General features: G+C 63.4%; 12 protein-coding genes. 6 read left to right on the top strand and 6 right to left on the bottom strand.

Annotated features, from left to right (window positions below; translation table 11 throughout):
* The 4 genes from L858_RS0117445 to L858_RS0117430 form a co-directional block, all read right to left on the bottom strand.
* The gene (locus L858_RS0117445) at positions 1-663 is read right to left on the bottom strand and encodes a peroxiredoxin (RefSeq protein ID WP_022684381.1); all 663 of its coding nucleotides are present in this window, start codon (positions 661-663) and stop codon (positions 1-3) included.
* Positions 664-747: 84 nt separating this feature from the next.
* A complete protein-coding gene (locus tag L858_RS0117440; RefSeq protein WP_238564991.1) occupies positions 748-1,167 on the bottom strand; it encodes a hypothetical protein in 420 nt (139 codons plus the stop codon).
* 47 nt (positions 1,168-1,214) lie between these two features.
* Complete coding sequence (locus L858_RS0117435) at positions 1,215-1,679, bottom strand: hypothetical protein (RefSeq protein WP_022684379.1); 465 nt, start codon at positions 1,677-1,679, stop codon at positions 1,215-1,217.
* Complete coding sequence (locus L858_RS0117430) at positions 1,676-2,140, bottom strand: copper chaperone PCu(A)C (protein WP_022684378.1); 465 nt, start codon at positions 2,138-2,140, stop codon at positions 1,676-1,678. Before L858_RS0117430 ends, L858_RS0117435 begins: the two co-directional genes overlap by 4 nt.
* 176 nt (positions 2,141-2,316) lie before the next feature.
* Here L858_RS0117430 and dnaK point away from each other — a divergent pair, with 176 nt between their 5' ends.
* Positions 2,317-4,215, top strand: a complete 1,899-nt coding sequence (dnaK, locus tag L858_RS0117425) for a molecular chaperone DnaK (RefSeq protein ID WP_022684377.1) — start codon at positions 2,317-2,319, stop codon at positions 4,213-4,215.
* A 62-nt stretch (positions 4,216-4,277) separates the two neighbouring features.
* The gene (gene dnaJ / locus L858_RS0117420; RefSeq protein WP_022684376.1) at positions 4,278-5,405 is read left to right on the top strand and encodes a molecular chaperone DnaJ; all 1,128 of its coding nucleotides are present in this window, start codon (positions 4,278-4,280) and stop codon (positions 5,403-5,405) included.
* A gap of 430 nt (positions 5,406-5,835) precedes the next feature.
* On the opposite strand, the gene L858_RS0117415 is transcribed toward dnaJ, so the two are convergent.
* Complete coding sequence (locus L858_RS0117415; protein WP_022684375.1) at positions 5,836-7,638, bottom strand: acyl-CoA dehydrogenase C-terminal domain-containing protein; 1,803 nt, start codon at positions 7,636-7,638, stop codon at positions 5,836-5,838.
* Between the two features lie 36 nt (positions 7,639-7,674).
* A complete protein-coding gene (locus tag L858_RS0117410) occupies positions 7,675-8,082 on the bottom strand; it encodes a MerR family transcriptional regulator (protein WP_022684374.1) in 408 nt (135 codons plus the stop codon).
* 97 nt (positions 8,083-8,179) lie between these two features.
* Here L858_RS0117410 and L858_RS0117405 point away from each other — a divergent pair, with 97 nt between their 5' ends.
* The 4 genes from L858_RS0117405 (at position 8,180) to L858_RS0117390 (ending at position 13,186) form a co-directional block, all read left to right on the top strand.
* Positions 8,180-8,590, top strand: a complete 411-nt coding sequence (locus tag L858_RS0117405; RefSeq protein ID WP_022684373.1) for a DUF2946 family protein — start codon at positions 8,180-8,182, stop codon at positions 8,588-8,590.
* A 46-nt stretch (positions 8,591-8,636) separates the two neighbouring features.
* Positions 8,637-10,697 carry a TonB-dependent receptor family protein gene (locus L858_RS0117400; RefSeq protein ID WP_022684372.1) on the top strand — a complete coding sequence of 687 codons (2,061 nt, stop codon included), beginning with the start codon at positions 8,637-8,639 and terminating at the stop codon, positions 10,695-10,697.
* 67 nt (positions 10,698-10,764) lie between these two features.
* On the top strand, positions 10,765-12,387 hold the full coding sequence (locus L858_RS0117395; protein WP_022684371.1) for an NAD(P)/FAD-dependent oxidoreductase: 1,623 nt from the start codon (positions 10,765-10,767) through the stop codon (positions 12,385-12,387).
* 298 nt (positions 12,388-12,685) lie between these two features.
* On the top strand, positions 12,686-13,186 hold the full coding sequence (locus L858_RS0117390; RefSeq protein WP_022684370.1) for a hypothetical protein: 501 nt from the start codon (positions 12,686-12,688) through the stop codon (positions 13,184-13,186).
* Positions 13,187-13,438 lie beyond the last annotated feature (252 nt).

The following is a 13,438-nucleotide window of genomic DNA, read 5'->3' as shown; positions in this document are numbered from 1 at the left end:
CTAATCCTGCGGTTGGGGAACGACGCGCAGATAGGGTGTGACGCTGTTCCAGCCGTCGGGGAAGCGCTGCTTGGCCTCCTCGTCCGAAACGGAGGGGACGATGATGACATCCTCACCCCATCGCCAGTTCACCGGGGTCGCCACCTTGTGCTTCGCAGTCAATTGGCAGCTGTCGAGCAGACGCAGCACCTCGTCGAAATTGCGGCCGCTGCTCATGGGATAGCTCAGCATCGCCTTTATGAGCTTGTCCGGACCGATCAGATAGACGGTACGAACGGTCTGGTTGTCGGCGGCAGTGCGGCCCTCTGAGGTATCACCAGCGCCGGCGGGCAGCATCTCGTAGAGCTTGGCGACGTTGAGATCGCTGTCGCCGATGATGGGATAGGTGACGTCCCCGCCGGTCGCGGAGCGAATGTCCGACAGCCAGCGATCATGATTGCCGACCGGATCGACCGAGAGGCCGATCACCTTGCAATCGCGGCGGGCGAACTCTGGCGCCAGCTTCGCCAGATAGCCGAGTTCCGTCGTGCAGACGGGGGTGAAATCCTTCGGATGCGAAAAGATGATGCCCCAGCTGTCGCCCAGCCATTCATGGAAGCGTATTGTGCCTTGCGTGGTCTGGGCGGTGAAGTCGGGGGCCTTGCTGCCGATCGAGAGCGTCATATTCCCTCTCCCTTGTGAAGACTCGGAGGCCGCGTGGTCGCGCGGCCACTTACCTATCATGGGAGGGGGGAGGAGGGTAGCGGATCACTCCTTTTCGTAGGCTGGGCGCATATATGCGCCGCGCCCATCCGGCGGGATGAGCGCCTTGTCGCGGATGGTGAGGACGAGCGTCTTGAAGCCCGGTTCGGGAACCTCCTTCGTCTTTTCCGAGGTGAGGGTGACGGTCCCTTGCTGCGCGGTCCAGCGTCCCTCCGCAAACAGGTCGAGCGCGCCATAGACCAGATACCATTGGAAGCGGCCGTCAGGCTGAAGCAGAAGTTCCGAGCCCGTCTCCATGACGCCCTGGAGATAATAATGCCCGCTGCGCTCGGGCGGCTGCTGGGCAAGCGCCGGGCCGGCGAGGAAAGCGGTGAGCGGGAGAAGGACGAGAGGCAGGCGCATGGCTGGAGTATAGCAGATTGCGCTGCGGACGAGATGCAGTTGTTCTGTTTCAACAGCACGCAACGTGCTCCTGCGGAGGCGGGACCACGCTTCAGCATGACCATCCGATGCTAAGCCTTCGAGAACGGCAGCAGCGCCTCGAACACCTCTCTTCCCGGCTTTCCCTGCACCGCCACGCCCTGGCGCAGCAGAAAGGCATGCCGCACGATCTCCGCCTGCTGTTCCAGACCGTAGCGGTGAAAGGGGCGCCCCGGCACGATCTCGTAGCTGTACCGGCAAAAAGGATGGCGCATCAGCGGCAGGAACCACTTGCCCCCGCGCTGGGCCTGCCAGACGTGGGTCATCTCATGGATGAAATGCCCCTGAAGGTGCAGCGGCCCTTCGCAAAAGTCCGCGCAGAACAGGCCGGAGGCGGGGTGGAACCAGAGGTCGCCGTCAGGCGCCATGGTCACATTCCGCGGCTGTAGCGGCCACCATTTGCGGTCGTGCACCCGCACCGGAGCATAGTCGATAGCATCCCCGAACATGGATCGGGCGAGGGCAACCTCCGCCTCCGTGAGCGGGCGGCTGGTCAATGGCCCTTATGCTCCTGCGGCTTGGGAGCTGCGGCGCCCGGCTTCTGGATCACCGCATCCACCAGCAGCCGGTCGCCGTTTGCGAGCAGGAAGGTCAAGGTCATCTTGCCCCGGCTGATCGCCGTGTCGTTGACGCCCCACAGCATCAGATGCTTGCCGCCCGGCGCGAAGGCGACCTGACCCTGGGCGGGGATATCGACGCTGTCGATCGGCTTCATGCTCATCTTGCCACCTTCGTCCATGCTCTCGTGCATCTCGACCTTGAGCGCATAGTCGGTGAGGACGCCGCGCAGCTGCGTTCCTGAGTCTCCGCCATGCGCGACGAAATAACCGGCGGACGGCGCATCCTTGTTGGGCGACAGGCGCACCCAGGCCTGATCGATATATGTGGGCGCCGGATCACCGCAGGCGCTGAGCGCGAGCGGGGCGGCAAGGCAGGCGAGAAGAGCTAAGGCGCGCATAGACAAGGCTTTCGTGACTGTCTCATTTCCGATCGTTTCGCACGCTAATCGTCCGCCCTTCTTGTGCCAAGCGAAACCACGCCTATATCCCTTGCGCAAACGCCCTTGCCTTGGCGCTTTCGTGAGGTATTGGGCCGTCAACCGCTGAATATGATTTGGGGTTCAAAGAGGACAAAATGGCAAAAGTAATCGGCATCGATCTGGGCACCACCAACAGCTGCGTCGCCGTGATGGAAGGCGGCAAGCCCAAGGTCGTCGAAAATGCGGAAGGTGCGCGCACCACGCCGTCGATCGTCGCCTTCACCAAGGATGGCGAGCGCCTGATCGGCCAGCCCGCCAAGCGTCAGGCCGTGACCAATCCGGACAATACGGTTTTCGCGGTGAAGCGCCTGATCGGCCGCCGCTTCGACGATCCCATGACCAAGAAGGACATGGAACTGGTCCCCTATTCGATCTCGAAGGGGCCGAACGGCGACGCATGGGTCGAGGCCGGCGGCAAGGATTATTCGCCTTCGCAGATTTCTGCCTTCACCCTGCAGAAGATGAAGGAAACCGCCGAAAGCTATCTGGGTGAGACAGTCACCCAGGCGGTCATCACCGTTCCCGCCTATTTCAACGACGCCCAGCGTCAGGCGACCAAGGACGCGGGCCAGATCGCGGGCCTTGAAGTGTTGCGCATCATCAACGAGCCGACTGCGGCTGCGCTGGCCTATGGCCTCGAAAAGCAGGACGGCAAGACCATTGCGGTCTATGACCTTGGCGGCGGCACCTTCGACATCTCCATCCTTGAGATTGGCGACGGCGTGTTCGAGGTGAAGTCGACCAACGGCGACACCTTCCTGGGCGGTGAGGATTTCGACGCGAAGGTCGTCGAATATCTGGCGTCGGGCTTCCAGAAGGAAGAGGGAATCGACCTCACCAAGGACAAGCTCGCTCTCCAGCGTCTGAAGGAAGCGGCCGAAAAGGCGAAAATCGAACTGTCGTCGGCGCAGTCGACCGAGATCAACCTGCCCTTCATCACCGCAGACCAGAATGGTCCCAAGCATCTGGTGAAGACCGTTACACGCGCCGATCTGGAGCGTCTGGTGGCCGACCTCATCAAGCGCACCATGGACCCCTGCAAGAAGGCACTGGCCGATGCGGGTGTTTCGGCGAGCGAGATCAGCGAAGTCGTCCTCGTCGGCGGCATGACCCGCATGCCCAAGGTGCGCGAGGCGGTGAAGGAGTTCTTCGGCAAGGAACCGCATACCGGCGTCAACCCGGACGAAGTCGTCGCCATGGGCGCGGCCATTCAGGCGGGCGTGTTGCAGGGCGACGTCAAGGACGTGCTGCTGCTGGACGTGACGCCGCTCTCCCTCGGCATCGAGACGCTGGGCGGCGTGTTCACGCGCATGATCGACCGCAACACTACGATCCCGGCCAAGAAGAGCCAAGTCTACTCGACCGCTGACGACAATCAGCAGGCGGTGACGATCCGCGTCTTCCAGGGCGAGCGTGAAATGGCGGCGGACAACAAGATGCTGGGCCAGTTCGACCTGGTCGGCATTCCGCCTGCACCGCGCGGCGTCCCGCAGATCGAGGTCACGTTCGACATCGACGCGAACGGCATCGTCAACGTCCATGCCAAGGACAAGGGCACGGGCAAGGAACAGCAGATCCGCATCCAGGCTTCGGGTGGTCTGTCCGACGCCGATATCGACCAGATGGTGAAGGATGCCGAACGCTTCGCCGAAGAGGACAAGAAGAAGCGTGAGGCGGCAGAGGCGAAGAACAACGCCGAAAGCCTGATCCACACCACGGAGCAGCAGCTTTCCGAGCATGGCGACAAGGTGGACGCGGGTCTCAAGTCCGAAATAGAAACCGCGATCGCAGCGACCAAGTCGGCGGTCGAGGGCGGCGACGCCGAAGCAATGAAGGCGAAGGCGCAGGAACTCGCGACCGTTGCGATGAAGCTGGGCCAGGCCATTTACGAGAAGGAGCAGGCGGCGGCCGCAGCGCCGGGCGCTGACGCTCCGAAGGCCGACGATGATGTCGTCGATGCCGAATTCTCGGAAGTGGACGATAACAAGGCGTAAGCTGATGTGCTTCCCCCGCATGCCGATCCCGGCATGTCGGGGGAGGGACGGCCGGGGGCGAGATGAGCACCGAAGTTGATTTTTACGAGCTGCTAGAGATTGAGCGCACGGCGGACGCAGCGACGATCAAGAGCGCCTATCGCAAGCTTGCGATGAAATATCACCCCGACAAGACCGGGGGCTGCATCGACAGCGAGGCCAAGTTCAAGGCTGTCTCGCAAGCTTATGAGTGCCTCAAGGACCCACAGAAGCGCGCGGCCTATGACCGGTTCGGCCATGCCGCGTTCCAGAATGGCGGCGGTGGCGGCTTCAATGGCCGGGGCGGCGCGGGCGGCTTTTCCGACCTCGGCGATATTTTCGAGACGATCTTCGGTCAGGGTGGGTTTGGCGGCGGCGGGCGCCAGGCGCAGCGGCGCGGTGCGGACCTGCGCTACGACCTGGAAATCACGCTGGATGAAGCCTATCACGGTAAGCAGACCGAGATCGAGATAGAGGTTTCAGCCGCCTGCGATAGCTGCGAAGGATCGGGCGCGCAGCCCGGCACCGGCGTCAAAACCTGCGGCACCTGTCAGGGCCATGGGCAGGTCCGGGCGCAGCAGGGCTTCTTCGTGGTCGAACGGACCTGCCCTTCCTGTCATGGCGCTGGCCAGGTCATCGAAAGCCCGTGCCGCTCCTGTCGGGGCGAGGGTCGGGTGGATCGGCCCAAAACCTTGTCCGTGAACGTGCCGGCCGGGGTGGACGAGGGTACGCGTATTCGTCTGTCGGGCGAGGGCGAGGCGGGCGCGCGCGGTGCGCCGGCGGGCGATCTCTACATCTTCCTGCATGTGAAGCGCCACGCCCTGTTCGAGCGAGACGGCACAACGCTATTCTGCCGCGCTCCGGTGAGCTTCACGACGGCTGCGCTGGGCGGCTGCATCGAAGTGCCTGGTCTCGACGGCCAGCGGCACGAGATCAAGATTCCCACCGGCATCCAATCAGGCAAGCAGATCCGCCAGCGCGGTGCGGGGATGCCGGTGCTGAACGGCCGTGGGCAGGGTGATCTGGTGATCCAGGTCGATGTCGAGACGCCGACCAAGCTCACCGCGAAACAACGCGAACTGCTTGAAGCCTTTCGCGAGACGGAAACGGGTGAGGAATGTCCGCAATCTACCGGCTTCTTCAGCAAGCTCAAGGAATTGTGGGGCGATTGAAGCCTGCTTCAGTTTGAGGCATGCACTGGGTGCTGAGCATCTGCGCTTTGTTGATGTCTGCTGTTGACCAGAGCAAGACATTCCTTCTCCCTTGGAGGAAGAAGGATACGGAGCCTTGCTGAACGGAGTGAAGCTAGGCGAAGTTGGATGAGGGGGAGCGGCTACAGGCCAGTCTTTAGCCCGGATCACCCCCTCACCCAGCTACGGCTAGGCAGCAAGCTGCCAAGCCTGCGCAGCCCTCTCCCTCAAGGGAGAGGGATAAGAGAAGAATGTCCGCTCTCCACCCATTCGTCATTCCCGCGAAAGCGGGAACCCATCTCCTGACGTTACCCCGAGCGCAACGCTGGGGAGTTGGATATCCGCCTCACCGGAGCTGCCGGTGACCAGTTGCCAGTCCGTTAGCCATCCATCGCAGACGAAGGCACAGCAGCTACGCCGCCAAAAACATGTCCGGATCAAGCGCCATCAAGCTTTCCGCTCCACCCTCGATCTTGCGCCGCAATGCGCCGGCGTCCGGCATGATGCGCTCGGCGAAGAAGCGCGCCGTCACCAGCTTGGTTTCCAGGAATTTGGCGTCCCCTTCGCCGGCTGCAAGCTGGGCCGCAGCGGCTTTCGCCATGCGCAGCCACATGAGGCCGGTCGCGACGATGCCGAGAATGTGCATATAGTGCACGGCACCCGCACCCGCATTGTCGGGGTTCTTCATCGCATTCTGCATCAGCCACATGGTGGCCGCGCCCAACTGCCCGCTCGCCTTTTCCAGTGCCTCGGCGAAGCTGGAGAGCTTGTCGTCGCTCTTCGCCTCCGCGACCTCGCCGGCGACGAGCTTGAGAAAGGCTTGTAGCGCCCGCCCGCCATTCATCGGCAGCTTGCGGCCGACAAGGTCCATCGCCTGTACGCCGTTCGTCCCTTCGTAAATCTGGGCGATGCGGGCGTCTCGGACATATTGTTCGACGCCATTTTCCCAGATGTAGCCATGGCCGCCAAACACCTGTTGCGCCATGACCGCGACGTCGAAGCCCTTGTCGGTGCCATAGCCCTTCAGCACCGGGGTCAGCAGCTGGACCAGATCGTCCGCCGCCTCCCGTTCCTCCTGCGTCGCAGCCAGATGGGCAAGATCGACCTGCAATGCGCCCCATAGCATCAGCGCGCGTAGCCCTTCGGTAAGCGCCTTTGCTTCCATCAGCATGCGGCGCACGTCGGGATGGACGAACAATGTGTCGGCCTTCTCATCGACATCCTTGGCCCCCGTCAGCGCACGGCCCTGCCGCCGCTCCCGGGCATAATGGACGGCGTTCTGATAGGCGATCTCGGCCTGACCCAGGCCCTGCATTCCGACCCACATGCGGGCCGCGTTCATCATGATGAACATGGCGGCGAGGCCCTTATTCTCCTCACCCACCAGCCAACCGGTCGCGCCGTCATAGTTCATGACGCAGGTCGCGTTGCCGTGAATGCCCATCTTATGTTCAAGCGATCCGCAGGAAACAGCATTGCGCTCCCCAAGCGCCCCGTCCTCTTCGACGAGGAACTTCGGCACGACGAACAGGGATATTCCCTTGCTGCCCTCCGGTGCGCCCGGCGTTTTGGCGAGGACGAGGTGAATGATGTTTTCGGCGAGATCATGTTCGCCCGAGGAGATGAAGATCTTGGTACCGGTGATGGCATAGCTGCCGTCGCCGCGCGGTTCCGCCCGTGTTCTGATGAGCCCAAGGTCGGTGCCCGCCTGCGGTTCGGTGAGGTTCATGGTGCCGGTCCATTTGCCGGACACCATGTTCGGCAGGTATTTCTGCTTCTGTTCCTCGCTACCCTTGGCGAGCAGCGCCTGCACCGCGCCGTTGGTGAGGCCGTGATACATTTCAAAGCTGTGATTGGAGGAGAGGACATATTCGCCCACCGCCGCCGCGACCACATTGGGAAGGTTCTGACCGCCATATTCGGCCGGTGCGTGGAGCGTCGTCCAGCCACCCTCGACATAGGCGTCGAAGGCCTGCTTGAAGCCAGCGGGCGTCTTCACATTGCCGTCGGCGTCCCGGGTGCAGCCCTCCTTGTCGCCCACAGCATTCAGCGGGAACAGGACTTCGGCTGCGATCTTGCCGCCTTCGGTCAGGATCGCCTCGACCAGATCAGGCGTCGCATTTTCGAAGCCAGCCAAATTGGCGTAGCGTTCAAGGCCCAGCACCTGATCGAGGACGAAGCGGGTTTCGCGGATAGGCGCGGTATAGCTGGGCATGATCTTCTCCGGACTATTATCGTTTTTTGAAGCGGGTTATTGCTCGATCGCGACGACGAATTGGGACAGTTCGGCAATGGCGGCATCGATGTCGTCCTTCTGCCGGGTCAGCAATTCGATCCGCGCCTTGCACTTGGCGATGGTGACGCGCCGCTGCTCCTCATGTTCCTCATCGGCGTCGTAGAGATCGATCATTTCGCGAATGTCGGACAGGCTGAAGCCCACCCGCTTGCCGCGCAATATCCAGGCGAGGCGGGCGCGATCGCGGCGGGAGTAGATGCGGGCAAGGCCCTGCCGCTGCGGCGCGATCAGCCCCTCATCCTCGTAGAAGCGCAAGGCGCGGGCGGTCACGCCGAACTCACCGGAGAGGTCGGAAATCGTGTAAGTCTGCCGATGCTGATGGTCCGGCAGCTCGATGCCGGCGATACTGCTGCGTTTGTCCATGCGCGCTTTCTATCGTTGCCTTACGTTAACGTCAAGCAATTGGGGTGGGCGCTTTGTCTTGATGACAGCGCGGCCCGCCGCCGCTAGGGCAAGGCGCATGATGGGGGTGGCAAGACATTCGAGAGGGGCGCGCGCATTGATGGCGACGCTGGCTTTGCTCGTGCTCGCCATCCAGCTTTTCGCGCCCTCCGGCTTCATGCCGCTGCGCACGGCGCAGGGCGTGGTCGTGACGCTTTGCACCGGGCAGGGCGCGGTCAATGTGGTGGTCGATCGCGACCGCGCGCCGGGCAAGTCGCACCATCAGGATGAGGGTGGCGCCCCTGTGCAGCAGCATTGCCCGTTCGCCGCATCAGTGCAGCCTATCCTGCCACCACTGGCGCTGGCTGACCTGCCCTTGCCAGCCTGGCAGCTGGGCTTCGGGCCGATCGCTTTCGCGCTCAAGACCGGTCTGGTTGCGCGGCTTGCCGCGCCGCCGCCGCCTTCCTCCGGACCTCCTGGGACCTTCTGAACAACTCTCCGCATCCGCGTAGCTTTTTTCAGCAAGGTTCTTTTCCATGTCCGTAACTTCCGTTTCGCGCGGCATCTCGCTGTGCGCTCTTGCCTGTGTCCTGTCCGCTCCTGTCCAAGCCGAGGAGGCGGAGCAGGGCCGGATCATCGTCACCGCCGCCCAACTGGCGGAGGAAGCCTCCGCGCGCGTGAGCCGCACGCCCGGTGGCGCCGATGTGGTGGGCGCCGAGCAGTTCGAGAATAAGCTTGCCCTCTCGCTGCGGGATGCGCTCGGCTTCTCTCCGGGCGTCTATACCCAGCCGCGCTTCGGGCAGGAGGTGCGCATCTCGATCCGCGGCTCCGGCCTGTCGCGCGGCTTCCATATGCGCGGATTGACGCTGCTGCAGGACGGCATTCCGATCAACATGGCCGACGACAATGGCGATTTTCAGGAGCTTGATCCCCAAGTCTTCCAGCAACTGGAGGTCTATCGCGGCGGCAACGCGCTGCGCTTCGGCGGATCGACGCTGGGCGGGGCGATCAACGCCGCGACGCCGACGGGACGCAGCGCGCCGGGTGCGGAGTTACGGATCGATGGCGGAGCGTTCGACACGCTGCGGGGCAAGGCCGCCTACGGCTATGCCGGCGAGCGGGGCGACGCATGGCTGGCGCTGACAGCCGATCGCTCGGACGGCGACCGCGACCATGGGCGGCGGCGGGCGCTGCGCTTCAACGGCAATGTGGGGTTGAAGGTCAGCGACAGGATAGAGACGCGTTTCTATGCGAGCGCCCAGACGATCCGGCAGAAGCTGTCGGGGTCGCTGAGCGAAAGCGCCTTGCGAAACGACCCGAGGGCCGCCAATCCCGCAAGCGTCAGCGGCGATCAGGCGCGCGATATTGATTCGATCCGGCTGCAGAACCGCACGACCGTCACTCTGGGCGCAGGCCAGTTGGCCTTTGGCGCCTATTATAATGCCAAGGCATTGAACCATCCGATCAACATGGTCGTCGACCAGAAGTCGGAGGACAGGGGCCTTTTCGCGAGCCTGGACCTTGCGGGGCAACTGGGCGGCATGCCCGCTGAACTGACCCTGGGAACGCAAGCGCGGTTCGGTAGAGGCACATTCAGGCAGTTCGTGAACATCGACGGCAAGCCGGCGCTCGGCGTCACCCCGCTCTACCCGTCCTTGCAGAAGGCTCATGCCGAGACGATCAACAGCTATGGCGAGGCCCGCATTGCGCCGCTGCCGGGGTTCTGGCTGATCGCCGGGGGCATCTATACGCAGGGCGAGCGCCGGATCGACAATGTGCGCGCACCGGCACGCAGCGGGCAGGCTTCCTTCGACAGCTTCGCGCCCAAATTCGGGCTGCTGTTCGAACCGCGCGCCGATGTGCAATTCTACGCCAATTACAGCCGCTCGGTCGAACTGCCGGGCTTTATAGAACTGGGCCAGACCCCTGCGGGCGGCGCCCCGGGCTTCACGCCTCTCGACCCGCAGCGGGCATGGACTTTCGAGATCGGCTCTCGTGGCAGCCTTGGCATCGCCAGTTGGGACATCAGCCTCTATCGCGCCGATCTGCGCGGCGAGATGCTGCAATATACGACCAACCCCAGCGTCGGGGTTCTCGCATCCACCTTCAATGCGGAACGGACGCGGCATCAGGGCGCGGAAGCCGGGCTGGACCTGACGCTCGCGCCCTGGATGACGTTGCGGCAGGTCTATCAGTATAGCGACTTCCGCTTCCGCGATGATGTGCAGTTCGGAAACAACCGCCTGCCGGTGGTGCCGCGCCATTTCTATCGCGCGGAATTGAAGCTGGGCAGCGATCGGGTCAGTGTGTCGCCCGCCGTGGAATGGCTGCCGCAGGGCGCCTGGGTCGACTATGCCAACAGCAAGCGGGTAGGTGGCTATGCGATGCTGAACCTTGGCGCCCAGGCGGAAGTAAGGAAAGGGCTGACCCTGTTCCTGGACGCCCGCAACCTGACTGGCCGGCGTGCAGTGGGGGACATGGGCGCGCTGGTGCGCTACGCGCCCGACAATCCTGCGACGGCGGCGAACGAAGGCAGCGTCGCCTTCTATCCGGTCGAGCGCCGCGCCGTTTACGGCGGGGTGCGGGCCCGTTTCTAGCTGGGTCAAGAGAGGCACTCCCTAACAGCACTGGAGCCGACTCGCCATTGGGTCTAGGGGCAGGCGGATGTTGCGCCTTTCCGGATTGAAACTGCCCCTCGACCATCCCGCCGAAGCGATGCCCGCCGCCATTTGCGCGCGCCTCGGGCTCGAGCCGGGCGAACTGCTCAGCCACGTCGTCGTCCGCCGGGGCAATGACGCCCGGCGGAGGAGTGCAATCCAGCTGGTCTACACGGTCGACGTCGAACTGAGCGACGAACCGGCTGTGCTGGCGCGCTTCGCCAAGGATCATGACGTCCGCCCGCGCCCGGACACCGACTATAAATTCCCCGCCAAGGCACCCGAGGGATGGTCCGGCAAGCGGCCCATCGTCATCGGCGCAGGACCGTGCGGGCTGTTCGCTGGCCTCATCCTTGCGCAGATGGGTTTCCGACCGATCATCCTCGACCGCGGCAAGGTGGTGCGGGAACGGACCAAGGACACATGGGGCCTGTGGCGCCGCGCAGAACTGAATCCTGACAGCAATGTCCAGTTCGGCGAGGGAGGGGCGGGCACCTTTTCCGACGGCAAGCTCTATTGCCGGGTGAAGGACCCGCGCTTCCTGGGTCGCAAGGTGCTGGAGGAATTTGTCGCAGCGGGCGCGCCGGAGGACATATTGACCGAAGCGCATCCGCATATCGGCACCTTCCGCCTCGTCTCCATGGTCGAAACCATGCGCCGCCAGATCGAGGGATTGGGCGGCGAATATCGCTGGCAGCATCGGGTCGATGATCTGGAACTGGAGCGGCAGGGCGACGGCGCGCAGCGGCTGCGCGGGCTGTATCTTGCCGATGGCAGCTTTATCGAAGCGGATCATGTCGTCATGGCGGTGGGCCACAGCGCCCGCCCCACATTCGAGATGCTCCATCGTCGCGGCGTGCATATGGAGGCCAAGCCCTTTTCCATCGGCGTGCGGATCGAGCATCCGCAAAGCTGGGTCGACCGCGCGCGCTACGGCAACTGCGCGGGCCATCCTGTGCTGGGGGCTGCCGCCTACAGCCTTGCCCATCATTGTGCCAATGGCCGCACCGTCTACAGCTTCTGCATGTGCCCCGGCGGGCGCGTGGTGGCGGCGACTTCGGAGGAGGGGCGCGTCGTCACCAACGGCATGAGCCAATATTCCCGTGCGGAGTTCAACGCCAATTCGGGACTGGTCGTGGGCATCGATCCCGAACGGGATTATCCGGGCGGCCCGCTGGCCGGCATCGACCTGCAACGCCATTGGGAAAGCATGGCCTTCGTCGCGGGCGGCTCCTCCTATCATGCCCCCGCACAGCGGGTAGGCGACTTCCTCGGCAACCGCCCTTCGACGGAGTTGGGGGAGGTCGTTCCCTCCTACAAGCCGGGGGTCACGATGACGGATCTGTCGCGCTGCCTGCCGGAATTCGTGCTGGAGGCCTTCCGTGAGGCGCTGCCGGTCTTTGGCCGCCAGATCGCCAACTATGATCATCCAGACGCGGTAATGACCGGTGTCGAAACGCGCACCTCTTCGCCCGTTCGGATCACGCGGGGTGCCGATCTCCAGAGCCTCAATGTGACGGGCCTTTATCCGGCAGGCGAAGGCGCCGGCTATGCTGGCGGTATCCTGTCAGCGGCGATCGACGGCATCAAGGTGGGCGAGGCCGTCGGAGTCGCGATCGCTGCCGGTTGATGGTGCGCCCTTCGACCCAACGGGATCAGCTGCCGCGCGAGTCGCGCATTCCCCTGCGGAAAGCTGTGATGGAAGCCGTTGAAAAGTGGCGGCGAGATTTCATGGACCGCCATGAGCAGCGAGCAAGCTAAGCTCGCCGAAAGTTGAAATATTCGATCTTACTCAGGCGGGCGCACGATATAATTATTACCCCGCTTGGCCGTTTACCATTATAAACGACGAGCCGCTCTCGGCTGGTCCTCTACCGCCGCAGTGGCACCTCAACGACAAATCGGAAGATCGTGCAGAGGAGGCCATCATGTTCGCCAAGCCCTTGACCCTTGCGCTTTTCGCCGGCCTGCTCCTCCCCGCAGGAGCCATCGCCAAACAGCAAAATCATCAACTCACCGTGGTTGCGCCCCAGGATGAAGCCAGCTTCACGAAATGGTCCGACCGGACGGCCAAGCGCCTGTCCAACAGCATCCGCCGGTCGGCGACCTTCAGCAGAAGTGCCGAAGTTGGCTATTCGCGGGTCCAGTTCCGGCTGGACGATACGGGCAGGCCGCAGATGATCACGCTTGTGGAACCTTCCTCATCCCGCGGCATCGATCGCCTGTCGACACACGCCGTGCGCCGCATGGGATCGCTGCTGCCATTGCCGAGCAATGTCCCAGCGGGGTCCAAGTTCGAAGCGTGGATCATCGTCGCGAACGATACCGATCAACATGACGATATGCTGAAGCAGCTCAAATCCGGCGAACGCGCGCGTCAGATGGCGCAGGTCGGAACTGACCGTCCGATCCTGATCGCGGCACGCTGATCGAGATTTTTTATCGCCTGGCTTGGGCGAAGCTATCGCTGATGGTGAACAGGCGCGCTGGTTGTAAGCAGGGCGCCTGCGCACTAGCGGCGCTGCTGCGCGAAGAGCAGGCTCATAGGCAGCTCGACCAATATGGATGTAAAGCCCGCCATCTGATGGGAAAGCTGTACCGTCCAGGTGGCCTGTGCCGCATTGCTGACGCAGCGCAGGGCATCGGAGGGCGCGGTTTATAGCGCGACGATCTGGGTGAGA

The sequence above is a fragment of the Sphingobium bisphenolivorans genome (genome assembly GCF_000412635.1).
Taxonomy (GTDB): Bacteria; Pseudomonadota; Alphaproteobacteria; order Sphingomonadales; family Sphingomonadaceae; genus Sphingobium; species Sphingobium bisphenolivorans.
The sequence above is the reverse complement of the archived record's forward strand: the minus strand, read 5'-3'. Positions and strand labels throughout refer to the sequence as shown.